Annotated in this window: 14 protein-coding genes; 7 read left to right on the top strand and 7 right to left on the bottom strand. The window is 46.9% G+C overall.

From position 1 onward, the window contains the following. The first annotated feature begins 3 nt into the window (after positions 1–3). The 5 genes from ppk1 (at position 4) to IC229_RS02305 (ending at position 6778) form a co-directional block, all read left to right on the top strand. Positions 4–2340 (top strand): polyphosphate kinase 1, encoded by a 2337-nt coding sequence (gene ppk1 / locus IC229_RS02325; protein WP_190885295.1) that lies wholly within the window; start codon positions 4–6, stop codon positions 2338–2340. 17 nt (positions 2341–2357) lie between these two features. Further along, positions 2358–2936 carry a Uma2 family endonuclease gene (locus IC229_RS02320; protein WP_190885294.1) on the top strand — a complete coding sequence of 193 codons (579 nt, stop codon included), beginning with the start codon at positions 2358–2360 and terminating at the stop codon, positions 2934–2936. Between the two features lie 120 nt (positions 2937–3056). Continuing rightward, entirely contained in the window at positions 3057–4298 is a 1242-nt protein-coding gene (locus tag IC229_RS02315) for a NupC/NupG family nucleoside CNT transporter (protein ID WP_190885293.1), read from the top strand. Positions 4299–4437: 139 nt separating this feature from the next. Further along, the gene (locus IC229_RS02310) at positions 4438–6129 is read left to right on the top strand and encodes a fatty acid--CoA ligase (RefSeq protein ID WP_190885292.1); all 1692 of its coding nucleotides are present in this window, start codon (positions 4438–4440) and stop codon (positions 6127–6129) included. Positions 6130–6286: 157 nt separating this feature from the next. After that, complete coding sequence (locus IC229_RS02305) at positions 6287–6778, top strand: metallophosphoesterase family protein (protein WP_190885291.1); 492 nt, start codon at positions 6287–6289, stop codon at positions 6776–6778. Positions 6779–6843: 65 nt separating this feature from the next. On the opposite strand, the gene ftsH is transcribed toward IC229_RS02305, so the two are convergent. Both ftsH and rsfS read right to left on the bottom strand, forming a co-directional pair. Then, positions 6844–8871 carry an ATP-dependent zinc metalloprotease FtsH gene (gene ftsH / locus IC229_RS02300; RefSeq protein WP_190885290.1) on the bottom strand — a complete coding sequence of 676 codons (2028 nt, stop codon included), beginning with the start codon at positions 8869–8871 and terminating at the stop codon, positions 6844–6846. 154 nt (positions 8872–9025) lie between these two features. After that, entirely contained in the window at positions 9026–9421 is a 396-nt protein-coding gene (rsfS, locus tag IC229_RS02295) for a ribosome silencing factor (protein WP_190885289.1), read from the bottom strand. Positions 9422–9529: 108 nt separating this feature from the next. On the opposite strand from rsfS, the gene IC229_RS02290 reads away from it, so the two are divergent. Further along, the gene (locus IC229_RS02290; RefSeq protein ID WP_190885288.1) at positions 9530–10300 is read left to right on the top strand and encodes a biotin--[acetyl-CoA-carboxylase] ligase; all 771 of its coding nucleotides are present in this window, start codon (positions 9530–9532) and stop codon (positions 10298–10300) included. Positions 10301–10359: 59 nt separating this feature from the next. Here IC229_RS02290 and pafA read toward each other — a convergent pair whose 3' ends face one another. Further along, positions 10360–12009, bottom strand: a complete 1650-nt coding sequence (gene pafA / locus IC229_RS02285; RefSeq protein ID WP_190885287.1) for an alkaline phosphatase PafA — start codon at positions 12007–12009, stop codon at positions 10360–10362. A 101-nt stretch (positions 12010–12110) separates the two neighbouring features. Beyond that, positions 12111–13085: a polyprenyl synthetase family protein gene (locus tag IC229_RS02280; protein WP_190885286.1), complete on the bottom strand. Its 975-nt coding sequence runs from the start codon at positions 13083–13085 to the stop codon at positions 12111–12113. Positions 13086–13328: 243 nt separating this feature from the next. On the opposite strand from IC229_RS02280, the gene IC229_RS02275 reads away from it, so the two are divergent. Then, on the top strand, positions 13329–14318 hold the full coding sequence (locus tag IC229_RS02275; RefSeq protein ID WP_190885285.1) for a patatin-like phospholipase family protein: 990 nt from the start codon (positions 13329–13331) through the stop codon (positions 14316–14318). A 6-nt stretch (positions 14319–14324) separates the two neighbouring features. Here the strand turns inward: IC229_RS02275 and IC229_RS02270 are convergent, their stop codons facing one another. From IC229_RS02270 to IC229_RS02260, 3 genes are all read right to left on the bottom strand, one after another. After that, positions 14325–15578, bottom strand: a complete 1254-nt coding sequence (locus IC229_RS02270; protein WP_190885284.1) for a ComEC/Rec2 family competence protein — start codon at positions 15576–15578, stop codon at positions 14325–14327. 5 nt (positions 15579–15583) lie between these two features. After that, on the bottom strand, positions 15584–16450 hold the full coding sequence (locus tag IC229_RS02265; protein WP_190885283.1) for a glycerophosphodiester phosphodiesterase family protein: 867 nt from the start codon (positions 16448–16450) through the stop codon (positions 15584–15586). Between the two features lie 72 nt (positions 16451–16522). Beyond that, the gene (locus IC229_RS02260; RefSeq protein ID WP_190885282.1) at positions 16523–19924 is read right to left on the bottom strand and encodes a TonB-dependent receptor; all 3402 of its coding nucleotides are present in this window, start codon (positions 19922–19924) and stop codon (positions 16523–16525) included. Positions 19925–19931: the final 7 nt, after the last annotated feature.

The raw sequence follows: 19931 nt of genomic DNA, 5'->3' as shown, positions 1-19931 counted from the left end.
ACTATGCGTTATTCCTTTAAACCCAACCGCGCATTATTGAGCAATTTCGTTTCCCGGTTCACCAATCGCCGAGCGAGTACTTCTAATCCGGCACTAGATAAAATGGCAAAGGTTAGTGAAAAAGTTAGCAGCGTTATTGATCAGAGTGATTATCTGAGCCGCGATTTAAGCTGGTTAAAATTTAACGAACGTGTACTGGACCAGGCACGTAGTATAAATCGGACGTTGATGGAGAGGCTCAAATTTCTGGCCATTTCTGCTTCCAATCTCGACGAGTTTTTTATGATTCGTGTCGGGAGTTTATACAACTACCTCGACTACCATAAGCAACGTATCGATTATTCGGGTTTGCGTGAAGTTCCGTTCCGGAAGGCTTTATATACGGCCGCACATCAATTCTCGGAAGATCAGCAAGCCGTTTTTGTGGAAGAGTTGTTACCTCTTTTCGCTGAAAATGGTCTTCAATTGACAGGCTATGATGAACTGACCAAGGAAGAGCAAGCCGAAGCCACTAACTATTTTGACCGGACAATCTACCCAACGTTAACACCAATGTTGTATGACTATACCCATACCTTTCCGGTGTTGTTGGCAAAGGTGCTTATTTTCGGCGTCGTTACGCAGAATCCGGAAATTGCTAATTCGCACAATTCACGCATAGAAGACGAAGAAGATCGCCAGCGGCTTTCGTTCGTGCAGATTCCGGCCAACCTTCCTCGCTTTTTCACATTCGAACGTGATAATCTCATCGCGTTTGTGCCGATTGAGGAAATTATTCGGCATCACATTAAAAAACTGTACCGTAACGTCGAAATTATGTCGGTTAGCCTATTTCGAATTACACGTAACGGCGATTTCACGCTCGACGAAGATGAAGACGATGAAGTAGATTTCATTGACGAAGTCCGGCAGAAAATTAAAAACCGGCGCCTTGGGCGGGTAACTCGGGTTGAAATCGAAACGGAGGATAACAGTGAAGAACCATCGCCCTGGATGATCAATCTCCTCAAAAAACGCTGGGAGATTGATGATTTAAACATTTTCGAGTCGCAAACGCTACTCGATTTTTCGGCTTTCTGGCAAATCATTGGTCATCCGGAATTTAAAGATGACATGCCGATCACCCACGCTCCGGTTGCTCCTATAGGGCTTGGACGTGACAAGAACGACGACATTTTTGAGCTTATCAAACAACGGGATTTACTTCTCCATCATCCCTACAATAATTTCGAGCCCGTTCTTCAACTGCTCGAACAGGCTGCCGAAGATCCGAACGTATTAGCCATTAAAATTACCCTCTATCGACTGGCCAAACGATCACGTATCACCGAAGCCTTACTGAAAGCCGCCGAGAACGGGAAACACGTATCAGTGCTGTTTGAAGTGAAAGCCCGGTTCGATGAAGAGAACAACATTCGGGAAGCGCAGCGCCTGCAAAAGGCTGGTTGCTTTGTTATTTACGGCATTAGCCGGTTTAAAACCCATACCAAGCTCCTGCTCGTTGTCAGAACGGAAGGTAATCGCGTAGTACGTTACGCCCACATGGCAACGGGTAACTATAACGAAGACACGTCGAAATTATATACAGATGTTGGCTTACTGACCACCAACGAGACGTATACCCACGACATTTCTGAGTTTTTCAACGTAATAACCGGCCATTCTGTCCCCAACGAATACCAATACCTGATTACGGCTCCACGCGACATGCGTGAGCAGCTTCTCCGCCTGATACGTTGCGAAGCTGATAACGCCCGGCGAGGTTTGCCCAGTGGAATATGTTTCAAAGTTAACTCGCTGGAAGACAAGCAGGTAATTGACGAGCTATACAAAGCTTCGCAGGCGGGCGTTCCTATTCGACTGATAGTACGTAGCATCTGCTGTCTACGTCCGCATCGGGCGGGTTTAAGCGAAAATATTACGGTACGTTCCATTGTCGGTGATTTTCTGGAGCACACCCGAATTTATTATTTTCACAATAACGGAGATCCCAAAGTATATGGAGGCAGCGCCGACGTAATGGTACGTAGTTTCGACCGACGTATCGAATCGCTGTTTTACTTCGCTGATGCGCGGGTGAAGCAATTAGCGACGTTGATTCTGAGTTATAACCTCCGCGACAATGTGAACGCTTATGAACTGGAGGAAGACGGCAATTTCAAGAAATGCGACGTACCAGAAGGTGGACATCCGTTCAACATACATAAGCAATTTTTTGAGGTGACTGAAAAAGAAGCTTTAGCAACCCGTTTATTTGATACCGAAATAAAACCAGCCGAAGTAGCTAAACTTGAAGAGGAATATCAGGAAGGAGCCGAGCGGGCCATCGCTGATATTTAGTAATTACCATTAGTCATATGGAATCAATACGGGTACGTTTGCCAGCAGATTTACGAATGAACGATGACAAGTTCATGCGCTTTTGCCAGAGTAACTCAGACCTCAAGTTCGAGCGTCGGAAGAATGGCGACGTAATATTTATGGCAAACTCAGATGGCGAAACAGGGAATTACAACTTTGAGATTGCAGCCAGATTTGGTTTCTGGAATCGTCAAGCCAAGTTTGGTAAGTTTTTTGATTCTTCAACGGCATTTCGGCTGGCCGATACGTCTATTATGTCGCCCGATGTGGCTGCCATTTCCCAGAGCCGTTGGGATGCGCTGACAAGTGATGAGCGCCGAAAAATTTTACACTTATGCCCTGATTTTGTACTTGAGCTGCGTTCGCCGTCAGACCGACCTAAAGACTGTTTCGAGAAAATGGACGACTGGATAAACAACGGCTGTCGATTAGGCTGGTTAATTGATTTAGCCAACCAGACAACCTACGTTTACCGATCCAACCAGCCCAGAGAGGAGATTACTGGTTTGGGAGTCTTAGATGGTGAAGACGTATTACCTGGTTTTTCGCTAGACGTAGCACTGCTTATCGCATAACATATACTTACATAAACAGGATAATTTGGCGAACATTATTTGCCAGATTATCCTGTTTGCATTTACTATAGGCTCTTTTTGTATCTTAGCCAATCTAACTGTCTCTTCTACTTGTACTGAATGGAACGATTTACTGGATTGATTGGCATTGTTTTAATTCTGGGTATCGCCTATGCCCTCTCTGATAATCGAAAAGCCATCAATTACCGCACGGTTGGTGTCGGATTAGCCCTCCAATTTGGCCTAGCCTTATTTGTTTTAAAAACGGACATTGGTCAACAACTTTTTCAAGGGCTAGGTTACTACGTTGACCGGCTGTTGCAGAAAGCGAATAAAGGAGCTGAATTTGTGTTTTCTCCTTTAGTTCGGACCGACATACTGGTGAAGGCCTTTGGTCCCGGCAACGATTTTATTTTCTTCTTCAAAGTTATTCCAACCATCATTTTTGTCGCCGTTCTGGTAAACATCTTCTACCATTTGGGCATTATGCAACGGGTGGTTGCTGTGATGGCCCGTGCCATGAAGTGGCTTATGGGGGTCAGTGGTGCAGAAGCACTGTCGAACGTAGCGAGTACGTTTGTGGGGCAGGTAGAAGCGCAAATCATGATTAAGCCTTACCTGAACGGCATGACCAACTCAGAGCTACTTGCTAGCATGACGGGTTCCTTTGCCTGTATTGCTGGAGGTGTGCTGGCTGTCTATATCTCGCTGGGTGTACCTGCACCTTATTTGCTCGCAGCTAGTATTATGGCGGCACCAGGTGCCCTGGTTATCAGCAAGATTGTAATGCCAGAAACGAAATCTTCGGAAACGCAGGGAACGGTGAAAGTAGAAATCAAGAAAGCTCACGCTAATCTACTCGATGCCATTGCCTCTGGAGCCAGCGAAGGACTCAAAGTCGGTTTCAATGTAATTGCCATGTTGATCGGCTTTATTGCCTTAATAGCCCTGATAGACAGCATTTTATTTCGGGTTGGCTTCTACATTATTGGTATAGATTACCTGAGTCTGAACTTCCTGTTGGGTAAAGTATTTTCACTATTTGCATGGGCCATGGGCGTTCCTGGTAAGGACATTCAGACGGCGGGTTCACTCATGGGGACCAAAATGGTTGTCAACGAATTTGTGGCTTACCTCGAACTCGTCAAAGTTAAACCAACGCTTGACCCTAAGACGATTGCCATCGTCAGCTTCGCACTATGTGGTTTCGCTAATTTCAGTTCCATCGCTATTCAGGTAGGTGGCATTGGCGAATTAGCTCCAAATCGACGTAGCGACTTAGCAAGGCTTGGCTTTAAAGCGCTGATTTGTGGTACGTTAGCTAGTTATATGTCAGCCACACTGGCGGGTTTACTTTTATAACGTAACACCGTTAACCATACTACGTCGCCCGACTTTGGTCTATCTAAGGTCGGGCTTTTTTATGAATTCAATTTTTTCTTTCCATCGTTCACGACTACCTTCGACTTCATCGTTTTCCTACTAAACTCATTAACCGTTCATGATTCAGACGAAATTAATTCCTCGTACAGCCGAGGCTAATGAGCCACCTTTGATCATCAAATCTATGCTGGCGCAGTCGTTGCGGTATGAACCCCAACGCGAAATTGTTTACCGCGATTTATTCCGAATCAACTACGTTCAATTCAACGAGCGCGTCCGCAAACTAGCGAACGTATTGACCGAGTTAGGCGTAAAACCCGGCGATACGGTGGCCGTTCTGGACTGGGATAGCCACCGCTATCTGGAATGTTTTTTTGGAGTGACAAGCTTGGGGGCGATTCTGCACACCATCAACGTAAGGCTTTCGCCCACGCAGATTTTATTTACCATGAATCATGCCGAGGATAAAGTGGTACTGATTCACGAAGATTTTTTACCCATACTGACGGCCATAAAAAGTCAGTTGACAACCGTCGATACGTACGTAGTGTTGAGCGATAAGGTCTACACAGGTACAGAAGAAATCACTACGTTGAGTGAGATTCCGGCTGGATTTGTGGGTGAATATGAAGCCCTGCTCAAACCTGCTTCTGCCGACTACGACTTCCCGGATTTTGACGAAAATACTTGGGCCACTACGTTCTATACCACCGGCACCACGGGTAATCCGAAAGGGGTTTATTTCTCGCATCGGGAGTTATTTATGCATACCATGGGCTTGCTAACCTACATTATTGGGTACGAAGCGATGCCTTTCAAGGGGTCAACTGATGTGTATATGCCCATTACACCCATGTTTCACGTACACGCCTGGGGTTTCCCATTCCTGGCAACTATGATGTCGGCCAAGCAGGTTTATCCGGGGCGTTACGAGCCGGAGCTACTTCTAAAACTGCTTATTAAAGAAGGTGTTACGTTGTCGCATTGCGTACCAACAATTCTCAATATGCTGGTCAGCAACCCAGCAGCGCAGAAATTCCGAGAGCCACTTAGTCGCTGGAAAGTAATGATTGGTGGCTCAGCCCTAACAAAAGGGCTTGCTAAAGCGGCTATTGATCTGGGTATTACAGTATTAGCTGGCTACGGTATGTCCGAAACAGCACCAGTCATGGCAGTTGGCTACCTGAATGAAGCCGAGAGACAATTACCCATGTCTGAGCAGCTAGAGTTGCGGACACGAGCAGGACGTATCAGCCCATTTATCGACATGCGGTTGATGGATGACGAAGGTAATTTCGTGCCGCATGATGGTCACTCTCTTGGCGAGATTGTAGCGCGCGGTCCGTGGCTTACGCAAGGTTATTACAACGACCCTGAACGCGGGGCTGCCCTCTGGAAAGGCGGCTGGCTGCACACTGGCGATGTAGCAAGTATTACGCCCGACAATTGGATTATCATTGCTGACCGTACGAAAGATGTTATTAAAACCGGCGGAGAATGGGTCTCATCGCTTGACATGGAAGATACGCTATCTCAGGTTGAGGGTGTTGCAGAATCGGCCGTAGTAGGCTTACCCGATGACCGTTGGGGTGAGCGGCCGCATGCACTTATTGTCCTAAAACCAGGTTACGATTTGACCGCTGAACGTATCAAAGCTGGGCTTCAAGCCAAAGTAGATCGTGGAGAATTACACAAATGGTACGTTCCCGATCACATTCTGTTCGTATCTGAAATTCCGAAAACCAGCGTGGGGAAAATTGACAAAAAACGGATACGTAGCGAGATGAAAGACCAAATTTTGGCTTCGTGAGCCCTGTATTTATAGTTTTTTGTCATACTGACCGGGCCGCCGGAGCAGGCACGAAGCATCTTAAAGTATCCAAACGGGTCTGCAAGGAAATGTAAAGATGCTTCCTTCGTCAACACGATAAAAACGCGTATTATATTCTTGTTTCCGAACCATCCAAATGACACGTATTGGCCTACTGTCTGACACGCACAGTTATCTCGACCCGCAGATTTTCAGCCATTTCAAAAGCTGTGATGAAATATGGCACGCTGGCGATGTAGGCTTGTTAACAGTGGCAGAGGAGTTGCGAGACTTTCACCCACTACGTATCGTGTCGGGTAACATTGATCGTGAATCGCCCGAGCTTCCGGCTAACCAGCATTTTACTTGCGAAGGACTAATCATATGGATGACACACATTGGCGGCAGTCCGCCCAAATACAATCCGATGGTAAGGCCAATCTTACAAGCCAATCCTCCCGACATTTTTGTATGCGGTCATTCGCACATTCTGAAAGTAGTACGTGATTCGGCGTTAAATAATATGCTTTTTATAAATCCAGGTGCGGCAGGTAAAACCGGATTTCACACCATGCGAACCGTCATCCGTTTCTCACTCGATGCCGGCAAAATTTTGGATATGCAGGTGATTGAATTAGGTAAAAAGTAATCTCTAATTCATAAAAAAAGCTTCCCCATAATGGGGAAGCTTTTTTTATGAATTAGAGAGCTAGTCTAGAGTGGAAGTGATTCGGGTTCGGTTTCAGCCGGTTTGGCTTCTTTCCCAATCTCTTCTTTAACCTCTTCGGCTACGCCTTTATTTTTGTAGGCTTGGTAAACCGTTTCGCGTTCGAACGGCCGTTTACCAATCAAGCGAACCAGGTCGTTTTGATATAGAATCTCTTTCTCGAGCAATTCCTTGGCAATCACTTCCAGCGCTTCACGCTTATCGGTCAGCATCTCCTTCGTGCGTGTATAAGCAATGTCAACAATCTTGCGAACTTCTTCGTCAATATGCTTGGCCGTTTCCTCGGAGTAGGGTTTGTTGAACGTATAATCCGATTGTTTCGAATCGTAGAACGATACATTACCAATTTTATCGTTCATGCCGTACATGGTTACCATGCTGTAAGCCAGCTTAGTAATACGTTCCAAATCACTCAGTGCACCCGTCGATACTTTACCGAAAATAAGATCCTCGGCTGCCCGGCCACCTAACGCCATGCACATCTCGTCCATGAGTTGCTCAGTGCGGTATAGATACTGCTCGCGTGGGAGGTACTGCGCGTACCCCAATGCAGCTACGCCACGGGGCACAATCGTTACCTTAACGAGTGGGTCGGCATGTTCCAAGAACCAGCCTGCTACGGCGTGACCAGCTTCGTGATAGGCCACAATCTCTTTTTCTTCAGGCGAAATAATTTTATTTTTCTTCTCAAGACCTCCAATCACGCGGTCCATTGCATCTTGGAAGTCTTTCATATCGACTGCATCCTTGTCGCTACGTGCCGCAATCAGAGCCGCTTCGTTACATACGTTTGCGATTTCGGCGCCAGCAAAACCAGGCGTCTGAGCTGCTAATTCTTTGGGATCAACGTCAGGTGCCAATTTAATTGGTTTCAAATGGACCCGGAAAATAGCTTCCCGACCGACAATATCGGGTTTGTCGATGCTAATCTGACGATCAAAACGACCTGGCCGTGACAAAGCAGAGTCCAGTACGTCAGGGCGGTTGGTAGCAGCCAGAATAATGATACCTGAATCGGTCGCAAAACCGTCCATTTCAACCAGCAGTGAGTTCAGTGTGTTTTCGCGTTCATCATTAGCACCAGGCATTGAACCCCGTCCCCGCGAACGACCAACAGCGTCAATCTCATCAATAAAGATTATGCAAGGGGCTTTTTCTTTCGCCTGTTTGAAGAGGTCACGTACCCGAGCAGCACCAACACCCACGAACATTTCCACAAAATCGGAACCTGATAGAGAGAAAAACGGCACACCCGCTTCACCAGCCACAGCCTTGGCTAACAAGGTTTTACCTGTTCCCGGAGGGCCAATCAGGAGAGCACCTTTCGGAATTTTCGCACCAAGTTTTGTAAACTTGGTCGGATTCTTCAGGTAATCGACAATCTCTTTGATCTCTTCTTTGGCTTCGTCCAGACCTGCTACGTCATTGAACGTAATTTTTACTTTATTGTCCGCATCGAACAAAGCGGCTTTCGACTTACCAATGTTGAAAATCTGACCTCCCGGACCACCTGCTCCCGACATACGTCCGAGCAGAAAGTACATGGCCAGAATCATGACAATCAGGAAGCCCCATGTACTGATAATACTACCCAGGTCGCTACGTTGCTCGAACCGGTAATCGATTTTCTCGTTATCAGGCATGCCCTGCTGGATAGCATCCAGATCCTTTTTAAAGGTTTCGCCAGAAGCAATCTGAAATTGGTAATGCGGCCCACTGTTCGACCCAAAATATGGTTTGTCAGCAAACAGAGCACGGTATTTAGGACTTTGAGCGGCTTGCGAAGTGAGTGTTATTTCGGCTATCTTATCGTTGACTACGACCACTTCAGCAACTTCATGATTCCTCACCATCCGCTCAAAGTTTCGCTGCGTAGTATCACGCGTGGCAGAGCTTCGGTTAAAGAACGTAATGCCAAGAATGGCGGCAATCAGCAATGCAACAATCCAGCCCTGAAAGTTGGGCTTTCGTGGCCCACCACGGGGTACTAACGGATTTCTATTATTATCTGCCATTTTTTCAGGTTATACTGACTTATTCAAAAACAACATCGTTTCGAAGATGAATGTTTCTCTTACGAAACGCTTGGGACAGGCGGTTACTTACCCCCATAAACGGCCCATTAACGCTGAGTGTGGTATCTATCAGCCAAAAATAATCAGTTCTTTCTCAGGAAGCTACTGTCAGGTCGCCCTCTTCGATTAAATGAATTTCAGCGTCGCCCCACAATTGCTCGAGATCGTAGAAAGCCCGTCGGTCTTTTTTAAAGACGTGCGCTACTACATCGACGTAATCCAGCAGTATCCATTCCCGGTTCGTTTTACCTTCCCGATGCCAGGGGTCCTGCTTACTGGCTTTATAAACTTCCTCTTCAATGGATGACGAAATGGCGTCAATCTGCGTGTCGGAATTACCCGAACAAATGACAAAGTAATCGCAGATGGCATTTTTAACATGACGCAGGTCCATCACAACTATATCCTGCGCTTTTTTCTCCTGCATTCCCCGAACAACCATATCACGTACTTGCTCGGCAGTAAATTCAACATTTTTGTTAATTCTCATGCTTTCGGTTTAACATTGCACGATAGCTACTCAGCGGGTACTTTGTCTTCAGAACGGCCAGCGTTCTCAGCACCATATATTAGCTCTACTACTAAACTATACAATATTTTGTACAAAATCTATCCCAAAACACTTTTTCTTGGGCAAATAATCCAATATCTGCCAACCTGTCAGTCTACTAACGACGAAGCGTCTGCTTTGATTGCCCGAACGGATGCCGCAGAAGGTACTCTTGTCATAACCGATTACCAGACAGCAGGACGCGGTCAGCGAGGCAACTTATGGCTGGCAGCATCAGGTCAAAATCTAACATTTTCACTGATTCTCAAGCCATCTTTTCTTCGGGCAACCGAGCAATTCTGGCTTAATATGGCTATCTCGCTGGGCATATACGACGCTCTGCAACCCTTGACAGGCGATTTGCTTCGCGTAAAATGGCCTAACGATATTTACGTGGGTTCGAAGAAATTGGGAGGAATTTTAATCGAAAATACACTTCATGGGTCCAACATCGCGTGGTCGGTAGTCGGTATGGGGCTGAATATCAATCAAACCGAACTTAGCTACGTAACAGCGACCTCACTCCAATTAGAATCTCCCCTACCCAATGGCTATGATCTCTCCGGGTTGCTACGTATGCTCTGCACAACAATAGAACAACGCTATCTCCAGCTACGTTCCGGGCAGCGAGAAGAATTGAAAAACAATTACTTACAAATCCTTTATCGGTATCAGGAAGAGCAGCTATTTGAGAGCCAGGGCCGCCATTTTCGAGGCACCATCATCGGTGTAGATGACGCCGGTCGATTAGCTGTGGTTGAAAACGGGGACGTGCGCTATTTTGGCTTTAAAGAAGTAAGCTTCATTCTAGATATATGAAGTACGATATAGGGTGTATGCTGTATGTAGTTCAAATTTCATACACCCTATATCATACTTCACTTTATCGCTTCTTCAACTGGGTTGCCGATGCAACCACTGGGTTCGAGCAGGCCGAGCAGGGCGGTAACGGTTGGAGCAATGTCGTGAATGTGTGTTCGACGTAGCGTTTGCCCTGGCCGTATGCCCCAGCCGTAGATTAAAAAAGGTACGTGCGTATCATACGCATACGTAGTGCCGTGCGTAGTCCCTTTGTTACGTCCCTCAATCCAGCCTGGAGGCTGCATTACGTAGATATCACCACTGCGGTTTGGGTGATTGACATTTCGGAATAGGTTAGCCTGCAATTCTGGCAGCGCTTCAGCGCCGAGATTATGTAGATTCACTACGTTAACGACTGACTTCTGTTTCAGTAAAACACTACGTAGCAACTCGTAAACCTCCTGCATGGCAATTTTTTTCTCAACCAGCAACGCATGATTCAGGTAAATCTGCTGGTTTATATAAGACAACATCCATTGACCGGGGCCGTACGCTTTTTCGAGTGTCGCCTTTACTTTTTCGCCGATTTCACCATAACTGCGCACACCTGCCGGAATCCGATATTCCTGCAAAAAACCGGGAGCATCAACAACGCCGTGATCCGCCGACAAAAACGCCGTCCACTGTCCTTTGCCGACGGTAGCATCGAGTTGGTTAAAAATATCGGCCAACTGCTTATCCAGTCTGATGTAATTGTCTTCTGTTTCAATGGCATGCGTACCAAACGCGTGGCCAATGTAGTCGGGTGAAGAGAAGCTAACACAAAGCATATCCGTTACGTCGCGTTGACCTAGTTTTTCTGCCTTGAGTGCTGCCAGCGCAAAATCCTTTGTAATCTGGTCACCGAAAGGGCTGGTACGTAGTGGTTCATATTTGCTGCCGCCCGCCTGAATGGCAAACGTGTGCGGAAAAACAGATTTTGTCTCGCCCGCTAGCACGGATTCATAAGGCTCATCATCGACGGTACTTTCGGTATACTGCTCGGCCGGAAGCGACATTTCCCACTTCTGGCTCAGAAACTGATCTGATAATTTACGACCGTTAAATTCCTGCACCCACTGAGGTAACTCCTTCATATAGAACGTACTACTAATGAAGTTGCCATCTTTCGAATCATACCAGTAGGCGGCATTGGCAGCATGGCCCGCCGGCAAAATCGCGCCCCGATCTTTCAATGCAATACCAATCACTTTCGCCCGACCATCAGTAGCCAGTTTAAGCTGATCGCCAATGGTCGTTACGAGCAGATTTCGGGGCGACATTTTACCCGCCGTTCCGGTGTTTCCTACCGTCGTAACGGTTGTATCTTCGGCACAATACATAAGCCGCCCGATGTTACGTTCGTAAAAATCGTTTCCAACAATACCGTTCAGCGCCGGAGCAGAACCGGTGTAGATGGCAGCATGACCAGGACCCGTATACGTAGCAGCGTAGTGATAATGGTTGTTACGGGCATTAAAACCGCCATCCATCATGCGTCGAAATCCGCCTGTACTGAATTTTGAATAGTAGCGATAGAGGTAATCGTACCGCATCTGGTCGACCACAATGCCAACGACCAGTTTTGGCCGAGCTATTGTTGATGGCGTTGCAGCTGTTTTTTTCGGTTGAGCAAGCGAGAGTATCGTATGGAACGTTAACAGCAGAATGGAGACAATCAGGCGCATGCTGTGGCTTGTTAGATTGGGAGAACTTTTCGCAAATGTATAAAACAATCAGCCCTACTGGTTTACTACGTCCTCAGGATTATTCCCTGCTACGTTGCTGACTATTTACTACGATCAATTGTGTACTGCACCAGTTGGTGCATGGACTGGCGGTACGCAGAATCAGCAAATGAATTGAGCAGTGACTGCGCATTCGCAACGTAGCGATTCATGGCTTCAGTAGCGTATTCGATACCACCCGATTTCTTCACGAATTCAATTACTTCGTTTACCTTTTTCGGATTATCACTCTCGTTTTTGATGGTATTGATAATACGTCGTTTTTCCAGAAAACCGGCTTTGTTCAACGCGTAAATCAGCGGAAGGGTCATCTTTTTTTCTTTGATGTCGATGCCCAGCGGTTTTCCGACTTCGGCGGTTCCATAATCGAACAGATCGTCTTTTATCTGGAACGCAATACCGACTTGCTCACCAAATGCCCGCGCCTGCTCAACGGTGACCTCATCGACACCCGCCGAGCGAGCACCCACAGCGCAACAGGCCGCAATGAGCGAGGCCGTTTTTTGCCGAATTATATCGTAATAAACAGTTTCGGTAATGTCCAGCCGACGCGCTTTTTCAATCTGAAGCAGTTCTCCTTCGCTCAGCTCGCGTACCGCCCGCGAAACGATCTGAAGTAAATCAAAATCGCCATTGTCGACCGACAACAACAAACCGCGCGACAGCAGATAATCGCCTACCAGAACGGCTACTTTGTTTTTCCAGAGTGCATTGATGGAGAAAAACCCGCGTCGATAATTGGAATCATCTACTACGTCGTCATGAACCAACGTAGCGGTGTGGAGCAATTCAATAAGGGATGCACCCCGATACGTTGCTTCTTTGATTTGTCCGCAAATACCGGCCATCAGGAATACAAACATTGGTCGAAGTTGCTTGCCTTTCCGCTTCACGATGTAATTCATGATTTGGTCGAGTAGCATGACCTCGCTTTTCATCTGACCCTTAAATTTTTGCTCAAATAATTCCATTTCAGCAGCAATCGGGGCCTGTATGTCAGCGACGGAGAGGGGCATTTTTTTAGTCGATAGTCTATAGTCAAGCAGTAATTAAATCTCACCCATCGACTGACGACAACTATCGACTGACGACTAATTCAGCGACAATATTAGCAAGGAAAGTGCAGACGCCGAAAAGCCTTTGGTAATTACAGCAACTCTTTCACAACTATCGGTAAAATGCTACGTTTTGTTTATTAACTGAAAAACCGCAACTTACCGCGCCTGAAAGTCTGCTTTCGTCCTATACTCTCGTTTGCAATGATTGATAATCCGATTCCTCCCGTTCCGCAACCTGCCGTTGTTCCGCCTGCCACAATACCTTCTCAAAAAGCACTTGTTCTGGGCGGAGGTTCATTGAAAGGAGCTTTTCAGGTAGGTGCCGTTGTGGCCCTGTTTGAGTCTGGTTTTGTACCTGAACAGCTTTATGGTATTTCGGTCGGTAGCCTCAACGCTACGTTCATTGCGCATGAAGCCGCCCGTCAGCAGGCCGAAGCCGGGCAGATTGATTGGGTAAAAGTAGGCAAACAGTTAATTGAATTCTGGATACGTAACATCACCAAACCCGATGACGTAGCGGTAATTCGGTCGCGGTTCCGGATGGGATTTAATACCATTATGAGCCGGTTCGATGGCCTGCTCGATAATTCACCGATTCAGAATCTGATACGTAACAATGTTGATCTGGAAGCTATCAAAAACGGACCTTTGAAACTAAAAGTCGGGGCCGTCGATATCATCGAGGGTGATATGTGTTACGCCGATGTCCACGACCCTAATTTTCTGGATTACGTATTTGCGAGCAGTTCGCTGCCTTTTCTGATGCCTGCCGTACAGATTGGTGGCGATCACCGCCGGGCGTTTCTGGACGGTGGATTGCGGGAAGTGGCTCCGCTACGTGTCGCAATCGAGGATGGAGCGACCGACATTGCCTGTGTGGCTTGCCATGCCCGAAAAATTTACAACGAAAAATTCAACTACCGCAACCTGTTGAATTTGATGGATCGGGTGAAAGACATTACGGTTAACCAATTGGTAAACAATGACATTGCCTGGGCGGAACGTTTCGCTGAACGCGAAAAATTACACGGTCGCAATCTGAATCTGACTGTCGTCCGGCCTACAGAACCTTTGTTCCTTAATCTGATGAAGTTTAATTCGGACGATATTGGCCGCCTTATTGTGATGGGTTATCAAGCCGGTACCGACTTGCTGAAGACAAAGCGAAAAGAAGTACCTAAGTCTGCCTGATTTCGATTACTGCGCCTGGTAGGGCCCATGTACGGCCTTAATTCTGAACGACTCACTTGTATCATCCAGCACTAGCACCTGATACGTATTACCGCCTTTAGCCACACGTATCACTACGTGCCCGGATTCGCTTTTGAGTCGGGGTAGAAAATCCTGAATGGCAGTTTTAGCCTCACTGAGCAAATTTGTTGCAAACACATCGCGAGGTTCCTGGTACGTTTGCTCTGAATAAATACGTTCCAATACGTCGTGTCCCGGATGTGAAGACGCCCAGGCAGGAATCACCAGAACGCGTGGTCGCAAACTGGCCAGCAACGTACCGTTTTCGGAATCAGGATAGCCGTGGTGATTAAGTAAGTGTACATCAACCGGCCCCGCTACGTTAGCTAACGGTGTTTCTACATCGTGCCAGGCCGGCGCGCCAAACTGAAGTACGCCCTGAATGTCGCCCCCGGAAAAATAGTCGAAGTTGCCGTAACGTAGCAGAAAGACAACGCTACACATATTTTCATTGGGATAATTTGCCGGTTTCAGTGTACTCAGGTCAGGAAATAGCGACCGGGTAGTACTCCCCTGCCCTGTCCACATTTCGCCATTTACCATCAGATTTTTAATCTCAAAGTTGTCCCGATACGTTGCTGGTTTATATAACAGCTTAATCTGATCGCTACGTCCGGCCTGAAATCGTTCAACAGCCAGTTTATTGTGCTTCACCTGCCAGTTCAGGTATTGTCGGTAATTGCTCACCATAGAATCGCTGACAAACGAGCGAGGATACGAATAATCGGGCCAGCCGCGATCTATAATTTTGTGTATTGGAATAAAGTCATTGACTTCTGTAATTCCGGTTGCTACGTAGCCACCGGCTGAGCGTTTCGTTACGTTCAGCGACATTCCCATGTGATCGTCGTGAAAATGGGTAATGATGGCATAATCAATGACTGGCTTTGGCTGAAAATTCAGCACTTTGCGGACGTAACGGGCAATCCATTCACCAGCCTGACGAGAGTTATCAGGCTTTGTTGGAATATTTCGCGGTTTATTAGTCCGCCAGTCGAGGGAGTTGATGGCTCCGGCGTCGATTAACAACGTAGTACCGTCGGGAAGAATGGCGAACGTAGCATTTCCCTGACCGGTGTTGATATGGTGAATATCAAGCTGACCCTGTTGCCAGTCAGGTAACGGCTGTCCGGTCTGCTGGGCGTTGCTCCCAACCGAATAAATGAGTAGCGAAAAAACGAGCAGATAGTGACGTAGCATAGTTATTAAAATAAATCAGCCACTTCTTTTGGACGGTCCGTTGTCAAAATATCACCGCCTTGCCGAAACGTATTACGATAACCAGAAGCAGCGTCTTTGATGGGCATTTCATCGAGCTGGCCCGCGCCATACGTACCCACTGAGCAAAGGATACCCAGTTTATGCAATCGTTCATAAAAGGCGGATTCTTGTAATTTTTGGGGTGTTAACGCAATTAATCGGCCTGAAACGGGCAGATTAATTTCCCATTTTTCTACGTCAGACATGCCACTTACACCTAAAGCCAGCCAAAGATTCGGGTAGAGTTTGCGCATTCGCTGGGCGTCGGCTGGAGAATAGCAAATCACGAAAACTGAATGTTCGGCACCATATTTCTGAACTTCCTTCATGGTACGTAGCAGATCGGTTCCAGGTTTTACGTCCAATGCCAGTACGTAGCGATTCTGATTCCAGTTTAATACGTCGGCGAACGTAGGAATGCGTTCGTTAGTTAGTTCTCCGGCCAGCGTTTTAAGCCGAATCTTCTTCAGGTTGTTGAATGTCCATTCTGCTACGTTCCCTTTCGCATCTGATTCTCGATTTAACGTAGCGTCGTGGAGCAGAACGAGCGTACTGTCCTGGGTCATTCGTACATCCATTTCAATAATAGCGTCTGGCAACGCTATGGCCGTCTTATCGAACGTAGTGATCGAGTTTTCTGTGTCACCCTGCCCCGGTCCACCCCGATGGGCGAGAATAAGTGGATGCTTCCGGTCTGGCTTAGGCTGAAAATGCTCATCCAGTGCCTGTATATCACGAAAACGATCTATTTGCTGTGCTAAACTTTGCTGCACAACTAAGCATAAAAGACAAACAAAAACCGACTTTTTCATGCTACAAGCCTATAAAACAAGAATCCCCACACAGATGATGCGGGGATTTTTGTGCAAAACTTACAATTCTGTTTAGAACGAATAACGAACGCCAAGCTGAGCCTGCCAAACGTTATCGATCGTGACACTCTTCACAAAAGAATCTCTTAAGAGAATGGTTCGGCTGGCACCATTTTCAATAACTGACTGAGTGCCCAGACGATACGTTGGTGAGCCTGCCGCATTAACACTTACTAAAGCCAGCGGACTAGCAGCCGTACTTGCCCAACCTACACCCCATTTATCATTGAGAAAGTTCCCTACGTTTAGGATATCTGCCCGGAATTGAAGCGTGTGTCTGGTTCCTTTAGCACCCACTCGTATATAGAACTCTTGAATGGCCGTAAGGTCAAAGCGAGTAAGCCATGGTGCAAAACCACCATTACGTTCTGCATACTGTCCACGACGGGTTTTCAGGTATTCGTTATTTTCAATATAGGCATTGAAGGCAGCCTGTTGCTGTTCTGGCGTGTAAACAACTGCCGATGCACCCGAACCAACCGTCAACGAAGCGAATGTTGTTTGTGAAGCATTGGCTGGTACGTATAACAGATCATTGGTAGTCTGACCGTCGGCGTTCAAATCACCACCAACCGTATACGACACTTTGTATCCACTGGTCGATTGCATACCCAACGTAAAGGTAGTTGAGCCGCCGAACTTACCACCGTAATTCAGGCGGTAGTTCACATAACCGATAATCCGGTGGCGCAGGTCATTGTCACCGTAAGACAGGGTCAAATAGTTTTGTCCGTTCACCGTTGGAGCATTACCAACAACTGTGCTACCTACCGACTGAAGATCTCTTGCCAGACCGTATGTATAAGCCAGCATACCACCGAAGCCATTGGCGGCTGGTTTTTCAAGTTTTCCAGTGAACGTATACGAGTTACCTTCATTTGTGTTTTTCAGCACAAATGCGTTCGTATTGAATGGATAATTGATAAATCGAGCGGTGTTGATCGCTGCGGTTCCTGTTACACCTGCGGCAGGGAACAGATTACGGTTGTCGCCAGTAGCTGTCAGCTGGCGAGTTGGCGCTTTCAGGTTGGCGTCGATGTAACGAAGATTCTGGAGCGTTTTGTTATAGATAACTTCAACTGTTCCAATTAAGCCCCATGGTAACCGTTGATCTATAGCCACGTTAGTTTTCCAAACCATTGGATACCGTAGTTCCTGATCCGTAGCATTAACGGCATAACCCGTGATGCTTTCCACATTAGAAACAACAGGTCTTACAGCTGCTGGCAGTTTGCTTGGATCGGTCACAAATGGGTAAGCTGTTGTGTTCTGGAAGCTCAGAAGAGCCGTATTAACACCGTTATTTCCTAACTGGTTAGACACTAATACTTCAGGAATACGAGATACGAAAATACCACTACCACCACGCACCTGAGTCATCTTATCCCCTTTCACATCCCAGTTGAAACCAACACGGGGCGAAATCAGCAAACGAGCCTTAGGGAAAGCACCTGTATTCAGTTTATAGTCGGCGTTATTCTCATCTTTATACGTCTGACGGGCTACAACAGGGTTGTTAAAATCTTTAGCCGTTGAATTGTCATAAGCAAAAATCTCAGCCCGTAAGCCCATCGTCAACTTGAAATTCGGGCTAGCCTGAAATTCGTCCTGAGCATAAGCGCTATAGGTACTTCTGTTCAGGGTCTGTAATGGCTCAATTCCACCGGGCAACAGCGAGTAACGCAAGTTGTACTGACGTACCGTAACTGGCGACGTAGTAGCGGTTGGGTTGCTGATAGAAGCTAGAGCTGCTGTTTTAAAATCAGCGATTGAGTTGTATACATATACACCGTTCGACGCAGGGAAGAAAACGTTGTTCGACGTATATTTCTCATACGATACACCAAATGTCAGGGTATGATTTCCGGCAAATACGCTAAAGTTGTTCGTAAGATTCAGCGTCGAATAATTCAACTTGTTATTCGGCGTAAACGGATCAAAACCAACCGACATATACGTCGTATTGTCCTTCAGAATATCGATCGTCGGGAATACGTCGGTCAGGTACGTTCTGTCTTCAATCTGTTTGTTATACGTAACAACCAGTTTATTAGCGAATTTCCCGCCAAAGGTCGAGTTCAATTCAGCCGCAAACGAACGGGTGTTGTCGGCAATGATATAACCCGTGTTACGTGGCGACAAAGCCAGGTTACCGGCATAACCCGCCGAAGAATAACCAGCGCGGTTACCAAACCCAGCAGTACCACTACTATTACTATTGCTGATTGACTGATCGGACTGAGAATCGTGGTGCGAATACCGAAGAGACAGTTTATGGTTGTCGTTGATATTCCAGTCGAGTCGCAGCAATCCTTTTATGCTCTTAATCTGGTTGTTATAGTTATCGATAGCGCCCAGATCCCGGTTAAAGTTCGTTTTCATGAACGAGCTTATATCTTCCAGATCGGCGGCCAATACACGCGATACGTTACCCGTATTTCCAGATACCCGGTCGGCCGAATAATCCAATGCCGGAACGCTGCTCTGATACTGTTCTACGTTTGCAAAGAAGAACAGCTTGTTTTTAATGATCGGACCACCAATCCGAACACCCTGTGTTTTTTGATCGATAGTAACCGGTGGCAAGCTTCTGCCATCGGCTGTTTTACCGGCCAGACTATTGTTTCTGAAAAGGTAGTAAACCGAACCCGAGAAATCGTTCGTTCCAGACCGAGTTACCGCGTTGATACCGGCTCCCGTAAAACCTGTCTGACGAACATCGAACGGTGCTACGTTCAACTGGATTTCGTCCAGAGCGTCCAGCGAAACCGCTGTCGTACCGGTACGTCCACCAGCGATAGCCGACGAGCCTAATCCAAATCCGTTATTAAATACGGCACCGTCAATAGTAATGTTATTAAAACGGGCATCCTGCCCACCAAACGACTGCCCGTTACCGTAGGCGTTATACTTGGTGATATCAGAAATTGTACGGCCCAGTGTTGGAACCGTATTAATCGTTTCACGACCGTAAGACGTAGCAGCCCCCGTGCGGTTCGAACTGATGATACCGTTACGGTTGCTGGTAACAATAACCTCCGATAGAGCGGTGCTATTATCTACCATCTTAAAATTTACGTCGGAAGACGTACCTAAGTTGGTAGATATGCCATCAACGACCTGATCTTTAAAGCCGACATACGTAGCAGTGATTTTGAACGGTCCACCGACCCGGACTCCAGGAAGCGTGTACCGCCCCGATGCGTTTGTAGTGGTACCATAGCGGCTTCCAGATGGTTCGTGGATAGCGATGACGGTAGCTCCCGGTAATGGGCCACCTTTGTCATCGGTAACCTGCCCTACAATAACCGAGGTTGTTACCTGCGCTACCGCTACGCTTCCAAGAAACGGAGTCAATAGCATACTGCCGATCAGCAAAAAAGCCACTCGAAATTGCAGTAGTTTTCTAGACATAGAAGTG

Origin of the sequence: Spirosoma profusum (assembly GCF_014699005.1) — a bacterium.
Lineage (GTDB): Bacteria > Bacteroidota > Bacteroidia > Cytophagales > Spirosomataceae > Spirosoma > Spirosoma profusum.
The sequence above is the reverse complement of the archived record's forward strand: the minus strand, read 5'-3'. Positions and strand labels throughout refer to the sequence as shown.